The organism is Pustulibacterium marinum (assembly GCF_900116665.1).
Taxonomy (GTDB): Bacteria; Bacteroidota; Bacteroidia; order Flavobacteriales; family Flavobacteriaceae; genus Pustulibacterium; species Pustulibacterium marinum.
Window position 1 is genome coordinate 172,801 of the sequence record NZ_FPBK01000003.1, and the last position, 15,085, is coordinate 187,885.

The window sequence follows — 15,085 nt, forward strand, 5'->3', positions numbered from 1 at the left end:
ATGATTTAGCTAAGAGATGCTGAATTTCTAAAAACGTTGCATTAATTAATTGTTAACTCATCTTCTAACGGTATTATTTCTATTATTGAAGGAGGCGGAGGTGGCAATACATCGCTATCCAACATTTGAAATACAAAATGGGTTTTGGTCTTAAGTTCTTTTATCTGATTATCATCTAACTCATTTAAGGATTTTTGAAAGATTTCTTGTGCCGCAGTATCACTGTAATGAATATATGCCTTCATCAATTCTATCAAAATATCTTGTTTTTCTTCAGATTTTAGATGATCCCACTTAATGGTAAATATGATATCTCCACGCTTTATCAGTTCATGATTATTCTTTAATTCAATTACAGTAGAATCAATCAACTCATCAAAATTCACCACTTGGTAATTGAGCAATATTTCATTTTTACTCTTACAATTAACCGTTATATCTATGGGAGGAAAACAGTTTGGTGGCAAATTGTACGAATGGTTAGGACATAAATGATCATACCACAGCATGAGATCTAAACTTTCATGATCTGTAAAATGGAATGCTGTTGAAATAATAGCTCTTCCACTACAGATATCCCTATCTACTTGCAGCGCTATACTCCGAAATTGTTCTTCTTGATCTAACGAAAAATCATAAGTAGCTTCCGCTGGCATATCTGATTGTAACAATTGCAATTCTTGTGCAGTAAAAGGTAATTTCTTCACAATTTCTTCCTCTTTCGGAGAAGTATTTTTACAACCAAAAAGAAATAGTAGCCCCACTAGTAATGGTAGTTTCATAAGTCCATTTTTATGCAACTACTGAAAACAATTATAATGCCGAAAAGTTTTACTTTGCAACAGGTTTATTTCATTTTAAAAATATTCTGACAATCATTTTATGGCAAAAATGAACACTCCAAACAGTAATGGTTCCGAAAATCCAACAACCTAGATAAATGGCTAAAACCGGTAAACCACAATTAATTCCATCAGGACTTGGTTCGGGTATGAGAAGTTTTGGTAACAAAAATAAATATCCTACCCAAAACAACAGCGGCACCAACCATAGCAGACGCTGCCATCCCATTTTACCAAGTAAAAGGTAAACTCCTGATTGCAAAACCGAAACAATTGCGATGATGAGTAGTAACATATTCTTGAAACAAATTATTTTCTAATTCTTAAGGCCAAATAAAAGCATCAATCTTCATTTGATATCCTGAATATTGATGAGCATCAACAATTTCTATAGCAGGAAGTTCTTGCTGAAGCTCTTCAAAACTTTGTTTACTTTCTTTTCTCACGGCATAAATAGGATGATCGAAAGTAGAGGTTGGTAATGGTATTATTTGATATTTCTTTCTTACTTCTTCACTCAACATATTAGAAGCATTCTGATCTTCATTTTTCAACCGAAATGTCACCTGATAATCATTAAATGCTAAATTCTTATTCTCTGAAATATGAATTTTGAAAAGTTCTTGAGATTGTAATTGTTTTGTTAGATTTTTAGCAGTCTCTTTGTCGTAGATAGCATAATGTTCATGAATCAATCGTTTAGATTTTTTGAACAAAGTTTCCCAGGCACTTTCAGAATAATTGAAGTAACTAATTTCTTCGCTTCTGGAAGATTTCATGAATTTGCTTTTAGTATTGATAAAAATTGTTTCCTCTAAACTATTCCCTTTGATAATCTGAAGAACATAATCAAATTGATTTTGAGTACCTTCACTTAAACCTTCATCTGTACATTTCCAGTTATCCTGAAGTTCCTGTAAAAGTGGTAAACTATCTATCAAATAAAAATTTGAATTCCGGTGTCCTGCATAATGCTCTTCATTAAGCGTTAATATATACGTTGGCATTTCAAAGTGTGTATCTATCTGTTCAGGCAAATAACCTGTTTCACCAGAAGGTGTTACAAAAATGTGATAACCTTCTTTTTCAAAATTAATTCCATTTAATACCAGATCTTGACTTTTCGCAGTTGGAATAACAAATAGAACAGCAGCCATAAGAAATAAAACTCTACTCATAATAACTAACTTATAGGTTTAAAAACTTAATATTACGAATTTTCATTTAATTAAAAGAAAAAACCTACAAAAAGAATTACCTAAATGATAGTTTACACCTAAAACGTTGTACCCTAGTAGTTCTATTATTTCCGAAATTCAAATATTTTTTTAAATCATAAATGGGCTCAAATACTATAGAAAAACAACAAAATAACATAGGACAAAACCTAAATTTAAAAGTACCTTTACGTCCAATTAACCAAGAAAGAATTCAACTAAAATGTTTAAAAAATTATGGATTGTAGCCCTTTTTACCGTATCGGCTACTTTTGCAAATCAACCTATTGAACAACCAACACCAAAACAAGGAGATGTATTTGTAATCAACGCTCCAGAACATTACGGAAATTACCAACACATTGATCTTCCTAGCTCAAGAACGCTTATAAAAAGAGCGCCGCAAACAGATTTTAAACGTTTGTACGGAGTAAAAGTTTTAGTAACTGAAGTGACTCAGGAAAACGGTGAAACTATTGTTACGCTACAAAGACAAGATGGTAAAAAGTTCTTTAACCTATACAAAACTATTACTGCAAACGCAACAGAAGCTTTAGCAAACGGAGAGCTGTCTATTGCAAAATAATCTTATAAAAAAGTCCTGAACGTGTTCAGGACTTTTTGTTTATAACTTCCCTCCTAACTCTCTTTTGATTTTTGAATATCTGCGTATTTTCATCCTTTCAAAAATTCAATATGAAAGTTTTCTTCTCAACCATTCTATTTTTTTGCTGCATTCTTATTGCTCAAGCCCAACTAAAAATTGCTAGTTGGAATATTGAAAATATGGGGAGAACAAAATCTACAGAAGAGATTGCATTTATGGCTGCTCAACTAAAAGATTTTGATGTGGTAGCCATTCAAGAAGTTGTAGCGGGTTATGGTGGTCCGCAAGCCATTGCAAAATTAAACGATGCCCTCAATAGAACCGGAAGTAAATGGAGCTATGTATTGAGTGATCCCACCAAAAGTGATCCGTATTCAAAAGAGCGTTATGCTTTTCTTTTTAAAACTGCTGCCGTAAAACTCGAAGGAAAACCACATTTAGATTCCTTTTATGCGGAAGAAATAGAGCGCGAACCTTTTATGGCTACGTTTTGTTATCAAGATGAAATGGTTACGCTGGTTTCTCTGCACGCTATTCCAAAAAGTAAACAACCAGAAACTGAATTAAAATACTTAAAATTCTTTCCGAAAAATTATCCTGATGATCGCCTTGTCTTTTTAGGTGACTTTAATTGTCCGCAATCGCATACGGTTTTTCGTCCTCTGAAAACCATGGGATTTCAACAAGCGTTGGTCAATCAAAAAACATCTTTAAAGCGCAAATGTACCACTACTTGTTTGGCGAATGAATATGATAACTTTTTCATTCAGAAAGATATTGTACTCAAATCTGTTGGTGTAATTCGTTTTTATGAATCTTTTACCGATTTTTCAGAAGCTCACTATATATCCGATCATATTCCCATTTGGATTGAAATTGAATTGTAAGCTTACTGTTTACCGTAACATTTTACAGCGATAATTTTTATCTTTACCAACTCTAAAAGTATTTCAGTTCATGACAGAAGCAATCATAGCATTGGTATCCACAGCTATTGGAGCCGTTATAGGTTTTCTTATCAGTAAAAATATTGCAAAGGCAAAAAGCGAATCGGAAAAGCAAGCATTGACATCAAAAATAGAAAATTTTGATGCACAACAATTGGCGCTAAAAGAACAGTGGAATTTGCAACTAGCACAGGTTCAAAAGCAGTTAGACATGGTGCAAGAAGAAGCGTATGAACTTCGTCATGAAAAAGAAGCTTTGGCCGTTCAGCTTTCTAAAAAAGAATCCGATTTTCAACATTTGCAAGAGCGTTCTTTAGAGCAAAAACAAGAGCTGGAAAAACTTCAGGAGAAATTCACCAAAGAATTTGAAAACCTAGCTAACAAAATTCTCGAAGAAAAAAGTTCAAAATTCACGGAACAGAATAAAGAAAATATCAAGAATATTTTAGGTCCGTTACAAGAGAAAATTCAACTTTTTGAAAAGAAAGTAGACTATTCTAACGAAGAAAATTTGAAACGTCATTATAGCATGACGGAGCAATTACGAAATTTAAAAGAACTGAATCAACAAATTACCAAAGAAGCATCGAACCTTACACGCGCCTTAAAAGGTGATACCAAAATGCAAGGTAATTGGGGCGAATTGGTGTTGGAACGCGTTTTGGAAAAATCTGGTTTAGAAAAAGGAAGTGAATACACAGTACAAAATAGTTTTACCACTGAAGAAGGAAAACGTGTTTTACCCGATGTAATTATTCATTTGCCAGACAATAAAAAAATGATTGTGGATTCAAAGGTTTCTTTAATAGCCTACGAACGTTATGTAAATGAGGAAGATGAAAATTTGCGTCCAGCACTTTTAAAAGAACATTTGAATTCTGTTCGCAAGCACGTAGAACAGTTGAGCGCCAAGAGTTATCATGAATTGTACAAAATAGAAAGTCCAGATTTTGTATTGCTATTCATTCCACTTGAACCGGCATTTGCCGCGGCTTCTCAATTAGATTCTAATTTATATAGTTGGGCTTTTGAAAAGAACATTGTCATTGTAACACCTTCTACTCTATTGGCTACGTTACGTACTATTGACAGTATGTGGCAAAATGAAAAACAACATAAAAATGCCATGGATATTGCTATTCAAGCAGGAAGATTGTATGACCAATTCAAGGGGTTATTGGATGATTTTGAAAAAGTTGGTAAGCAATTACAAACTGTTCAGAATAGTTATACAGGTGCGATGACCAAACTTACAGGACGTGGAAATTTACTAGGACGTGTTGAAAAATTGAAAAAACTGGGCGCCAAAGCAAGTAAACAAATAGATCAAAAATGGATCAACAGATCTGGAGATGAAGAAACTTTAGATCTTTAAAAAAACAAAAGCCGTTTCATACGAAACGGCTTTTGTTTTTTTATTTTCTTTTTCTTCCTATACTAATTACGCTGATTTAACTACTTTCTCAATTGGAGTGTCACCAGCACTTATTTCAATTACCTTTCTAATGGTATTCGGTTCTTTCAAACTATTTAAGATAACATCGGCAACATCTTCTCTAGAAATTTCTTTCTCTAAACTATCTACAATAGACTTTAATCCCACGGTACCCTCTCCAGGTTCATCCGTTAAGGTTACAGGACGTACAATTGTATATTGAAGCTTGCTATCCTTCAAAGTTTTATCGGCAAAATGCTTTGCAATATAATACGGTTTAATCCCCGTTGCATCCCATTTAGAGCGTTCATCGGCATAGGCAGCGCTTACCATTACGTAGCGTGTAATACCAGTTTTTTCTGCTGCAATCATAGTTTTTACAGCTCCATCCAAGTCTATTTCAAGCGTTTTATCATCTCCTGTTTTACCACCAGAACCGGCTGTAAAAACAATAGCATCGTAACCTTTGATATCTTTAGAAAGCGTCTCCACACTATCTTCCAAAGAAGCCACGACTGTAGGTATATTTAAATTTTCAAAAAATGGAATTTGTTCTGATTTTCTAATAAAAGCAGTGGGTTCGTATTCTGACGACTCACTCATTTTTTTAGAAACAATTTGCCCTATTTTACCATGAGCACCTATAATTAAAACTTTCATGTGAACTATTTTTTCTTGAAGTAACAAATTTTGAAATACTATAGCTGTTAACAATCCGTTAACCTGTTTCATTATTGAGAGTATGATGAAAAGTTATATAGTTTTTTGTAATTTCATCAAATCAAAAGAACCCGAACACCTAAAAACTATGCAAACAACTTTTAAAAAAGTTTCTGAAAGTGCTGTCACTTTTTCAGAACTAATGCTTCCTTCTTCTTCCAATTTCAACGGTAAAGTTCATGGAGGATATATTTTATCTTTAATGGACCAAATTGCATTTGCCTGCGCTAGTAAACACAGCGGCACATATTGCGTAACAGCATCCGTAGATACCGTGAATTTTTTAGCACCAATTGAGGTTGGTGAATTGGTTACCATGAAAGCCTGTGTAAACTTTGTGGGAACTACTAGCATGGTAGTAGGTATACGAGTAGATTCTGAAAACATTCAAACCGGAAAAGTGAAGCATTGTAACTCTTCTTATTTTACTATGGTAGCAAGAAGTGCTGACGGAAAAAGCGTGAATGTTCCCGGTCTTGTACTTACGACTAAAAATGATGTAAGGCGCTATACAAGATCTATGCAATTGAAAGAATTGTCAAAGCAGCATAAAGAAATTACAAAGAATTTTAAGTTTGATATGATTGAAGCAGTGGAGAAATTGAAAAATGAAAGAGTGAAAATTGATCTTCTGTAAATCATTTTTTTTCAGAAAACTACTTGCAAACATTTGATTTAAAAATAGAAGTATCCTATTTTTGATAATTAAACAAACCGCTATGAACCAAGAATTATATAAGAAACTGTTAGAATTGTCGCCAGACTATAAAATGAATTATTTACCGAGCATTTCGGTAGATTGTGTTGTTTTTGGATTTCATAAAGCAAGTTTAAAAGTTTTGTTGACCAGACTTAAAGGTTACGAAGATTGGATGTTACCGGGCGGATATTTGCAAAAAGATGAAGATCTTGAAAAAAGTGCCAGTAGAATTTTGGAAGAGCGTACCGGCGCCAAAGATATATTTTTAACCCAATTCAAATCGTTTGGAAAAGTAAACAGATCTGAAATGGCATTTGATGAGTGGCCAGATGATTTGTGGCATAAACAGCGTTTTCTATCCATAGCCTATTATGCACTTATAGATTTTGAACAAGTAACTCCATCTATTGATTTCTACTCAAATGCTTGTGAATGGAAAGATATTGATGAGCTTCCAGGTATGATCATGGATCATAGAGAGATTTTGGATAAAGCTTTATTACAATTAAGAAGAGACTTAAATTATAAACCAGTTGGTTTGAATTTACTTCCAGAAAAATTTACAATGCCAGAACTTCAAAAACTATATGAAGTAATTCTTGGAAAAGAACTAAACAGAGGTAATTTTTACCGAAAGATGAAGCGTTATGACATTCTCACAAAATTAGACGAAACCAGAAAAGGTGGAGCACACAAAGCACCCGATTTATATTCTTTCAACTTAGATACTTATAAAAAAGCCTTGGAAAGTGGTTTTCAGGAAAGCTGGTAACCACATTTATATAAAGAACATAATAAAAAAAAGGAACTCAGTTGAGTTCCTTTTTTTATTTGAATCACAAGGTTAAAATTGCACCAACGTTTATAGATGATTTTGTATTAAGAATTGTAAACGGAATTGCGTCTGCCTTATCAGGATTTATAAACCCGAAGAATTCTTGATAATCAATAAATAATGATACTTTTTCTGCAACTCTAAAACTATAACCAAGACCATAGTTAATACCAAAATCATTATTTGCTAATGCTTCTTTGATATCATATTCATTGCCATTGGTATCTTCATACACCGCATTAGTTAGAAATGCAATCGTTGTCCCAAAATTAAAATACCAATTATTTTTATTCCCAAAATGAAGTGAAGCATTCAATGGAATAGTTATGTATTGCAACTTATCTTTACCATCATAAGAGTCTTTCACTCCCATGTTTTCATACGTAATTCCAGATCTTGCACTCCATTTTTCACTAAAAAAATATTCGCCAATCACGCCAAAATTGGGTGCTAATCTTGATTTGTAAGAAACATCAGATTCAAATTCAAAATAGTTAGATAAATTAAGTCCAACCTTGGGAGCTAAGGTAAAATCTCCTTTGGAATTTTGTGCATATATTGAACTGGTAAATACACATAAAATAAAGAGAAAAGTAAGTTTTTTCATGATCAGATTGTTTATTTATGATCGGCAACAAATCTAACGTTATAAAATAAAAAAACCTCCTTTTCAGGAGGTTTTTTTATACTATATGAAAGTGTTCTTATTTACTTAAATACATTTTTCTACGAGAATATAAGTTATAAAACTCATCATCTTTTAAGCTATCAATAAATAAGATACTTTCTCCTGTACTCTTCATTTCTGGCCCTAAGTTTTTATTTACATTCGGGAATTTATTGAAAGAGAATACCGGTTGCTTAATTGCGTATCCTTCTAATTGTGGGTTAAAATCAAAGTCTTTCACTTTCTTCTCGCCAAGCATCACTTTAGTAGCAAAGTTTACATAAGGCTCTTTGTATGCTTTTGCAATAAATGGTACTGTACGAGATGCTCTTGGGTTTGCTTCAATAATATATACTACATCATCTTTCACTGCAAACTGAATATTGATTAAACCAACTGTATTTAATTCTAAAGCAATTTTACGTGTATGATCTTTGATCTGTTGTAAAACCAAATCTCCTAGATTAAATGGAGGTAATGTTGCATTTGAGTCTCCAGAGTGAACTCCACAAGGCTCAATATGCTCCATAATACCAATGATGTAAACATCTTCTCCGTCACAAATTGCATCTGCTTCTGCTTCAATAGCTCCATCTAAATAATGGTCTAGCAACAATTTGTTATTTGGAATTTTACGAAGTAAATCTACAACGTGCTCTTCCAATTCTTTCTTGTTGATCACAATTTTCATTCCCTGACCTCCTAATACATACGATGGCCTTACCAATAATGGGAAATCTAAATCGTCTGCCAAAGCCAAAGCTTCATCAGCCGTTTCTGCTACACCAAATTTTGGGTAAGGAATATTATTGTCAGCTAACAATTTTGAGAAACTACCTCTATCTTCCGCTAAATCTAACGCATCGAAGCTGGTTCCTAAAATCTTAATTCCGTATTTATCTAATTTTTCAGCAAGCTTTAATGCTGTTTGTCCACCTAACTGAACAATTACACCTTCTGGTTTTTCATGACGAATAATATCATAAATATGTTCCCAGAAAACTGGTTCAAAATATAATTTATCTGCCGTATCAAAATCAGTAGAAACGGTTTCAGGATTACAGTTGATCATGATAGTTTCGTAACCACACTCAGCAGCTGCTAAAACACCGTGTACACAACAATAATCAAACTCGATTCCTTGTCCAATTCGGTTTGGTCCAGAGCCTAAAACAACAATTTTTTTCTTATCGGTTACTACACTTTCGTTTGAAGTGTACGTATTTCCGTCTACATCTGTGATTTCACTTTCGAAAGTAGAGTAATAATATGGTGTCATAGCTTGGAACTCAGCCGCACACGTATCAACCAATTTATAAACTCTGTTGATGCCCATCTCATCACGCTTGCTGTATACTTGGCTTTCCAAACATCCTAGCATATGCGCAATTTGGCGGTCACCATAACCTTTTTGTTTTGCTTCAAGAAGTAACTCCTTTGGCAGTGAATCGATCTTAAATGTAGCAATCTCTTTTTGTAAATGATATAACTCTTCATATTGCTTTAAGAACCACATATCTATTTTTGTGATTTCGTGAATTCTACTCAATGGAATTCCTAATTGAATAGCATCATAAATCACAAATACGCGATCCCAACTTGCATATGTTAGTTTCTCTATAATTTGATCATAGTTGGTATAACCTTTACCATCTGCTCCTAAACCGTTACGCTTAATTTCTAACGACTGAGTTGCTTTGTGTAATGCCTCTTGGAAAGAACGACCAATTCCCATTACTTCACCAACAGATTTCATTTGAAGTCCTAAAGTTCTATCAGATCCTTCGAACTTATCAAAGTTCCATCTTGGTATTTTAACAATTACGTAGTCTAAAGTAGGCTCAAATAAAGCAGACGTAGATTTTGTAATTTGATTATCCAATTCATCTAAACTATAACCAATAGCTAATTTTGAAGCGATTTTTGCAATAGGATAACCTGTTGCTTTTGAAGCCAAAGCAGATGAACGAGATACACGTGGGTTAATTTCAATAGCGATAATATCTTCTTGATCATCTGGACTTACTGCAAACTGAACGTTACATCCACCAGCGAAATCACCAATACTACGCATCATTTTGATAGCCATGTCACGCATTTTCTGGAAAGTTTTATCAGAAAGTGTCATAGCTGGAGCCACTGTGATAGAATCTCCTGTGTGAATTCCCATTGGATCCATGTTTTCAATGGTACAAATAATAACTACGTTATCATTTTTATCACGCAACAATTCTAATTCATACTCCTTCCATCCCATCATGGCTTTATCAATCATTACCTCATGAATAGGAGAAATCTCCAATCCTCTAGATAATAATTCTTCAAAGTCATCTTCATTATATACAATCGCAGCACCAGCTCCACCTAAAGTAAAAGATGCTCTAATACATAATGGGAAACCAAATTTCTGTGCAATTTCTTTACCTTTTAAGAAAGAAGTTGCTGTAGCTTGAGGTGCCATAGCTACCCCAATTTTTTCCATCAATAAACGGAACTTATCTCTATCTTCAGTAATATTAATGGCATCGATATCAACACCAATGATTTCTACATTATTCTCTTCCCAAATACCTTTTTCGTCGGCTTCAATACAAAGGTTCAAGGCTGTTTGCCCACCCATTGTAGGTAAAACCGCATCAATATTAGGGTGCTTTTCAAGAATTTCTCTAATTGATTTGGTGGTAAGTGGCTTTAAATATACATGATCTGCCATAGAAGGGTCTGTCATGATAGTTGCCGGATTACTGTTGATAAGGATGGTTTCTATACCATCTTCTCTTAAAGAACGAAGTGCCTGAGAACCGGAATAGTCAAACTCACATGCTTGACCAATGATGATTGGGCCCGATCCTATTAGCAAAATAGATTTTAGATCTTTTCTCTTTGGCATTGTATTATAGTTGTGAAGGTTATATACTTACGAATTAAAAAGGTACAAAAAAAGGTGTTACTTCCATAAAGTAACACCTCATATATGATAGTAAAACTACATCATTATTTTTTATGTCTTGGCTCTGAAGAAACACTTAATTTCTTTCTCCCCTTAGCTCTTCTGCTGGCAAGCACTTTTCTACCATTGGCAGAAGCCATTCTTTCTCTAAAACCGTGCTTGTTTCTTCTTTTTCTTTTCGATGGTTGAAATGTTCTTTTCATCTTAAAATATCTTTAAATGCCTTATTCTCTATTAAATTAAAATGCTTACCTGCTTTTTCAAAAAGCTGGGCGCAAAGATACAAATAGTTTTAAGTTAAGCAAACCTATTTACAAAAATATTTTTGATTGTTTTTAGTATCTTTGCACTCCAAAATTAACACCTTATTATGTATAATAAAAATTTAAAGTTAATAATTGCAGCTTTAATTATTGCCTGGGCAGTTTTTGAATTCGTCAAAGGACATATAGGAAACGGAATTGCGCTCATTTTACTTTCATTAATATTTATATTTTTCTATTTCAGAAATGAGTTTATTCTTATGGCCTTTTTAAGAATGCGTAAGCAAGATTTTGAAGGAACCAGTAAATGGCTAAACAAGATAAAGAACCCAGAAACTGCTTTAATACCAAAGCAACAAGGATATTATAACTACTTACATGGTATCATGGCATCTCAGACAAATCTTACCGTTGCTGAGAAATATTTAAAGAAAGCCGTAAAACTAGGTTTAACCATGGATTATGATTTAGCCATGGCAAAACTAACCCTTGCAGGAATTTCTATGCAAAAAAGAAGAAAAAGAGAAGCACAAGCATTATTGAAAGAGGCAAAACAACTTGATAAGCAAAATATGATGGCTGATCAAATAAAAATGATGCAACAGCAGATGAAGAGAATTTAAACAAGTTTCTTTTTTCTTGTTAAATTATAAACATTCAGCAATACAAAATTATCAATAATTTAATACTAGAGTAATTTTACGTGTTTAATCACATTTTTACGTTTTTAAACTGATTTTTTTTCAAAACCAAGTGATTAAGCACTATTTTTGTCGTATATTTATTCTCTATGACAAAAAGAATTACTCTATTATTAATTTTATGTTCTTTAGCAATTCATGCTCAGACAACTAACAAAACGTTTTTGTCTGATGCTATTGTTAATAATGGACAAAAATATCTTGAGGAATGCGATAAAGCGATTCTCGAAAAAGATATGGACAGGGTTAAGTTTCTTTTTGACTCTATTACTTCAAAAGTTTTTAAAGGTGCCTACTTTGATAATTTTCAAGTGGAACAAATTGGAGGGCGATCTTTAAGAATTAATGATTTTGACAAACCCACGGTTATTATCACACTATCCTCTTGGTACATAACTACGGAAGGAGAAATAGCTGCTATCAATCAACTTGCTAAGAAATATAAGAAAAGTATTGATTTCGTGGTACTTTATTGGGGTAATAAAAAACAAACTAGAAAAGCTTCTAAAGATTTTTCTTCTGATGTAACTATAACATATTTTGATGAATTGGATAACAGAGGAGCTTATATTGTTGGTAAACTAAAACACTTCTTTGGTTTCCCTACTTGTTATTATTTAAATGAAGACAAAAGTATCATTTCAATTACGCGTGGTGCTATAAGTCAACCTTTTTATACAGATCAAGAAACTGTTAGAGAAGACAACTACAATTATCACTCAGCATATGTAAAAGAAATGCTTATCGAGAATAAAGCTTCTTCTGTTGCTACGAATTAGAAATCTATAATAAAGGCGCCATCAATCTTGTAAACGATTCTGCTAATTTATTAGAAAAAGATCTTTTCTCCCATTCTTCGAGAACCACTTCTCTACTCTCAGCCAAATCTATTTTGAAATGCGAAAGAGCTTCTGCAGAAATCTTTTCGTCATAAATTAAAGCATTGATTTCAAAATTGATATTAAAGCTTCTATAATCCATATTTGACGTACCAATAGTTGTAAACACATCATCCACTACCATTGTTTTTGCATGAACAAATCCTGGTTGGTAATAAAAAATACGAACTCCCGATTCCAGCATACGTTCAAAATAAGAAGCGCTGGCATGTTTTGCCATCCAAGAATCTGATTGCTCTGGAGTTATAATCTTAACATCCACTCCACTTTTTGCTGCTGCAGATAAAGCTGTAATCATCTCATCATTAGGAATAAAATATGGTGTGGTTATGTAAACATAATCTTCGGCTATATTTATAGCTGTGAAAATTGCTTCCATAATATTTGCCCAATCCGTATCTGGTCCACTAGCTGCAATTTGTAATGCAGTTCTATTAGACGTCTCACATTTTGGAAAATGAGCATTTACGATTTCATAGCTTTCTTCTGTTACAAAATCCCAGGTCATAAAGAAATGCATTTGTAAAGAACCAACAGCCTGCCCTACGATTCGTGTATGAGTATCTCTCCAGTACATATCATTTCTACCATTGAAATATGTATTAGAAATATTCACACCACCTACATAACCAATTTTTCCATCGATAATAGCAATTTTCCTATGGTCTCTATAATTTAATTTACTCGTAAACTTTGGAAAATAAACGGGCATAAAAGGATGAAATTCAACTCCAGCTACGCTAAGTCTTTCCATGGTAGCATTGGACAAACTGCTTCCTACATAATCGTAAATAAGCTTCACTTCTATTCCTTCTTGTGCTTTATTACAAAGAACATCCAGAATCATATTACCGGTTTCATCATCTCTAATAATGTAGTATTCTAAATGAATAAAAGATGTAGCTTTTTCTAGATCTTCAACAATTCTGGGAATGGTATTTTCTCCGTTTCTAATAATCTCTACTTCATTACATCGTGTTAACGGAGCATCTTCACTAGAATTGAGGAGTTTTATAAGTTTAACCTTACCATCAAGCAATTCTTCTTCTAGCTTCACCAATTCCTCTTCATCAACCGCTAATGCCTTTTGGTATTTCTTAATGGTAGATTGATTTAATACATTTTTACGATTAAAAATCTTTTGCTTACGATATTCTTGCCCAAAAAGATAGTATACGATCAACCCAAAAAATGGTAATACAATAAGTATTATAATATAAGAAAGCGTCTTGGTTGGATTGTTATTTTTAAAAAGTACCGTGAATAGCGCTACAACCACAAAAAGATAGTTAATGGCTAAAATTATCTGAATTGCGGTTAAAGATTCTATGTATGCTACCATTTAATTGTATTGAGGATAAATGCCTTTTTCTGGAATTTCTATAAAATACTCTTTTCTTGATCTATTGTTAAGAAAAGTATCTCTCAACCATGGATTATGTCTTTTTAAAACTTTATAGTTAATATGATAGTTTTTAGCAAATGCAACAAAATCTGAAACAGCAGTATCAACTTTTACTTCATAAACTGGATCATGAGCATATAAGTCTTCTTCCTGAAAATGAAATCCATATTTAAGTGGGTGGTTTAAAATTTCTTTTAGAGCCAAAATTCTAAAAACATAACGTCCCGTTTCTTGCCCAAGTAACAAGTCATAATAATTACTCACTTGTTGTCTTTCCAATTGCTTAGAAATACCAGCCTGACCAGCATTGTAGGAAGCTGCCGCAAGCGTCCAACTATCAAACTTCTCTCTTGATTTTAAAAGATATTTACAAGCCGCCTCAGTGGAAAGTTTTAAATTATAGCGTTCATCTACATTAGAATTCACTTCTAGTCCAAGTTCTTTCGCCGTAGGCTCCATTAATTGCCAAAATCCCGTTGCTCCTGCCGGTGATACTACATTTTGCAAACCACTTTCTATAAGTGCCAAATATTTAAAATCATCTGGAATGCCGTATTCTTTCAAAATAGGTTCTATTACAGGAAAATATTTATGAGCTCTTTTAAAAAGTAGCAAAGCATTAGACTGCCAATAATTATTTACGAGCAACTCTCTATCTATTCTTTCTAAAACTTCAGGATCATCATAAGGCATCATTTCCCCTGCAAATGACAAACTATCCGGAATTTTCAAAGCATAAACATTTGCCACACCTTCAGATTCGTTGTGTAAATCTTCTGATTCTTTTGGAGCGCTTTCGTTAGTATTACTTACCGCATTAATAAATATTCCAGCAGCAGCAAGCACTGCAACAGATAAAGCAATTTTTTTAATCAATCTCATGTTCCTCTAGGTGAA

General features: G+C 33.3%; 16 protein-coding genes. 7 read left to right on the forward strand and 9 right to left on the reverse strand.

Annotated elements, in window-relative coordinates:
- Nucleotides 1–41: 41 nt before the first annotated feature.
- From BM383_RS06830 to BM383_RS06840, 3 genes are all read right to left on the reverse strand, one after another.
- Nucleotides 42–782, reverse strand: a complete 741-nt coding sequence (locus BM383_RS06830; protein WP_093024372.1) for a hypothetical protein — start codon at nt 780–782, stop codon at nt 42–44.
- Nucleotides 783–852: 70 nt separating this feature from the next.
- On the reverse strand, nt 853–1,137 hold the full coding sequence (locus BM383_RS06835; protein ID WP_093024374.1) for a hypothetical protein: 285 nt from the start codon (nt 1,135–1,137) through the stop codon (nt 853–855).
- A 28-nt stretch (nt 1,138–1,165) separates the two neighbouring features.
- Nucleotides 1,166–2,020, reverse strand: a complete 855-nt coding sequence (locus BM383_RS06840) for a hypothetical protein (protein ID WP_143106356.1) — start codon at nt 2,018–2,020, stop codon at nt 1,166–1,168.
- Between the two features lie 262 nt (nt 2,021–2,282).
- On the opposite strand from BM383_RS06840, the gene BM383_RS06845 reads away from it, so the two are divergent.
- From BM383_RS06845 to rmuC, 3 genes are all read left to right on the forward strand, one after another.
- Nucleotides 2,283–2,645, forward strand: a complete 363-nt coding sequence (locus BM383_RS06845) for a hypothetical protein (protein ID WP_093024377.1) — start codon at nt 2,283–2,285, stop codon at nt 2,643–2,645.
- 110 nt (nt 2,646–2,755) lie between these two features.
- Nucleotides 2,756–3,553, forward strand: coding sequence for an endonuclease/exonuclease/phosphatase family protein (locus BM383_RS06850; RefSeq protein WP_093024378.1), 798 nt, complete (start codon nt 2,756–2,758; stop codon nt 3,551–3,553).
- Nucleotides 3,554–3,623: 70 nt separating this feature from the next.
- Entirely contained in the window at nt 3,624–4,988 is a 1,365-nt protein-coding gene (gene rmuC, locus BM383_RS06855) for a DNA recombination protein RmuC (protein WP_093024379.1), read from the forward strand.
- A 66-nt stretch (nt 4,989–5,054) separates the two neighbouring features.
- Here rmuC and BM383_RS06860 read toward each other — a convergent pair whose 3' ends face one another.
- Nucleotides 5,055–5,708: an SDR family oxidoreductase gene (locus tag BM383_RS06860; protein ID WP_093024467.1), complete on the reverse strand. Its 654-nt coding sequence runs from the start codon at nt 5,706–5,708 to the stop codon at nt 5,055–5,057.
- Nucleotides 5,709–5,856: 148 nt separating this feature from the next.
- Here BM383_RS06860 and BM383_RS06865 point away from each other — a divergent pair, with 148 nt between their 5' ends.
- Both BM383_RS06865 and BM383_RS06870 read left to right on the forward strand, forming a co-directional pair.
- Nucleotides 5,857–6,405, forward strand: coding sequence for an acyl-CoA thioesterase (locus BM383_RS06865; protein ID WP_093024468.1), 549 nt, complete (start codon nt 5,857–5,859; stop codon nt 6,403–6,405).
- 82 nt (nt 6,406–6,487) lie between these two features.
- Entirely contained in the window at nt 6,488–7,240 is a 753-nt protein-coding gene (locus BM383_RS06870; RefSeq protein ID WP_093024380.1) for an NUDIX hydrolase, read from the forward strand.
- Nucleotides 7,241–7,304: 64 nt separating this feature from the next.
- Here BM383_RS06870 and BM383_RS06875 read toward each other — a convergent pair whose 3' ends face one another.
- The 3 genes from BM383_RS06875 to rpmH form a co-directional block, all read right to left on the reverse strand.
- Complete coding sequence (locus BM383_RS06875) at nt 7,305–7,910, reverse strand: porin family protein (RefSeq protein WP_093024381.1); 606 nt, start codon at nt 7,908–7,910, stop codon at nt 7,305–7,307.
- 97 nt (nt 7,911–8,007) lie between these two features.
- On the reverse strand, nt 8,008–10,860 hold the full coding sequence (gene carB, locus BM383_RS06880) for a carbamoyl-phosphate synthase large subunit (RefSeq protein WP_093024382.1): 2,853 nt from the start codon (nt 10,858–10,860) through the stop codon (nt 8,008–8,010).
- A gap of 104 nt (nt 10,861–10,964) precedes the next feature.
- Nucleotides 10,965–11,123 carry a 50S ribosomal protein L34 gene (gene rpmH, locus BM383_RS06885; protein ID WP_093024383.1) on the reverse strand — a complete coding sequence of 53 codons (159 nt, stop codon included), beginning with the start codon at nt 11,121–11,123 and terminating at the stop codon, nt 10,965–10,967.
- A gap of 167 nt (nt 11,124–11,290) precedes the next feature.
- Here rpmH and BM383_RS06890 point away from each other — a divergent pair, with 167 nt between their 5' ends.
- Together BM383_RS06890 and BM383_RS06895 are read left to right on the forward strand one after the other, a co-directional pair.
- A complete protein-coding gene (locus BM383_RS06890; protein WP_093024384.1) occupies nt 11,291–11,806 on the forward strand; it encodes a hypothetical protein in 516 nt (171 codons plus the stop codon).
- 167 nt (nt 11,807–11,973) lie between these two features.
- On the forward strand, nt 11,974–12,663 hold the full coding sequence (locus tag BM383_RS06895; protein ID WP_093024385.1) for a hypothetical protein: 690 nt from the start codon (nt 11,974–11,976) through the stop codon (nt 12,661–12,663).
- 4 nt (nt 12,664–12,667) lie between these two features.
- On the opposite strand, the gene cls is transcribed toward BM383_RS06895, so the two are convergent.
- Both cls and BM383_RS06905 read right to left on the reverse strand, forming a co-directional pair.
- Nucleotides 12,668–14,125: a cardiolipin synthase gene (cls, locus tag BM383_RS06900; RefSeq protein WP_093024386.1), complete on the reverse strand. Its 1,458-nt coding sequence runs from the start codon at nt 14,123–14,125 to the stop codon at nt 12,668–12,670.
- On the reverse strand, nt 14,126–15,070 hold the full coding sequence (locus BM383_RS06905; RefSeq protein ID WP_093024387.1) for a lytic transglycosylase domain-containing protein: 945 nt from the start codon (nt 15,068–15,070) through the stop codon (nt 14,126–14,128).
- Nucleotides 15,071–15,085 lie beyond the last annotated feature (15 nt).

Coding starts and splice junctions, on each gene's coding strand:
- BM383_RS06830 (WP_093024372.1), bottom strand. CDS start 782: ATGAAACTACCATTACTAGTGGGGCTACTATTTCTTTTTGGTTGTAAA.
- BM383_RS06835 (WP_093024374.1), bottom strand. CDS start 1,137: ATGTTACTACTCATCATCGCAATTGTTTCGGTTTTGCAATCAGGAGTT.
- BM383_RS06840 (WP_143106356.1), bottom strand. CDS start 2,020: ATGAGTAGAGTTTTATTTCTTATGGCTGCTGTTCTATTTGTTATTCCA.
- BM383_RS06845 (WP_093024377.1), top strand. CDS start 2,283: ATGTTTAAAAAATTATGGATTGTAGCCCTTTTTACCGTATCGGCTACT.
- BM383_RS06850 (WP_093024378.1), top strand. CDS start 2,756: ATGAAAGTTTTCTTCTCAACCATTCTATTTTTTTGCTGCATTCTTATT.
- rmuC (WP_093024379.1), top strand. CDS start 3,624: ATGACAGAAGCAATCATAGCATTGGTATCCACAGCTATTGGAGCCGTT.
- BM383_RS06860 (WP_093024467.1), bottom strand. CDS start 5,708: ATGAAAGTTTTAATTATAGGTGCTCATGGTAAAATAGGGCAAATTGTT.
- BM383_RS06865 (WP_093024468.1), top strand. CDS start 5,857: ATGCAAACAACTTTTAAAAAAGTTTCTGAAAGTGCTGTCACTTTTTCA.
- BM383_RS06870 (WP_093024380.1), top strand. CDS start 6,488: ATGAACCAAGAATTATATAAGAAACTGTTAGAATTGTCGCCAGACTAT.
- BM383_RS06875 (WP_093024381.1), bottom strand. CDS start 7,910: ATGAAAAAACTTACTTTTCTCTTTATTTTATGTGTATTTACCAGTTCA.
- carB (WP_093024382.1), bottom strand. CDS start 10,860: ATGCCAAAGAGAAAAGATCTAAAATCTATTTTGCTAATAGGATCGGGC.
- rpmH (WP_093024383.1), bottom strand. CDS start 11,123: ATGAAAAGAACATTTCAACCATCGAAAAGAAAAAGAAGAAACAAGCAC.
- BM383_RS06890 (WP_093024384.1), top strand. CDS start 11,291: ATGTATAATAAAAATTTAAAGTTAATAATTGCAGCTTTAATTATTGCC.
- BM383_RS06895 (WP_093024385.1), top strand. CDS start 11,974: ATGACAAAAAGAATTACTCTATTATTAATTTTATGTTCTTTAGCAATT.
- cls (WP_093024386.1), bottom strand. CDS start 14,125: ATGGTAGCATACATAGAATCTTTAACCGCAATTCAGATAATTTTAGCC.
- BM383_RS06905 (WP_093024387.1), bottom strand. CDS start 15,070: ATGAGATTGATTAAAAAAATTGCTTTATCTGTTGCAGTGCTTGCTGCT.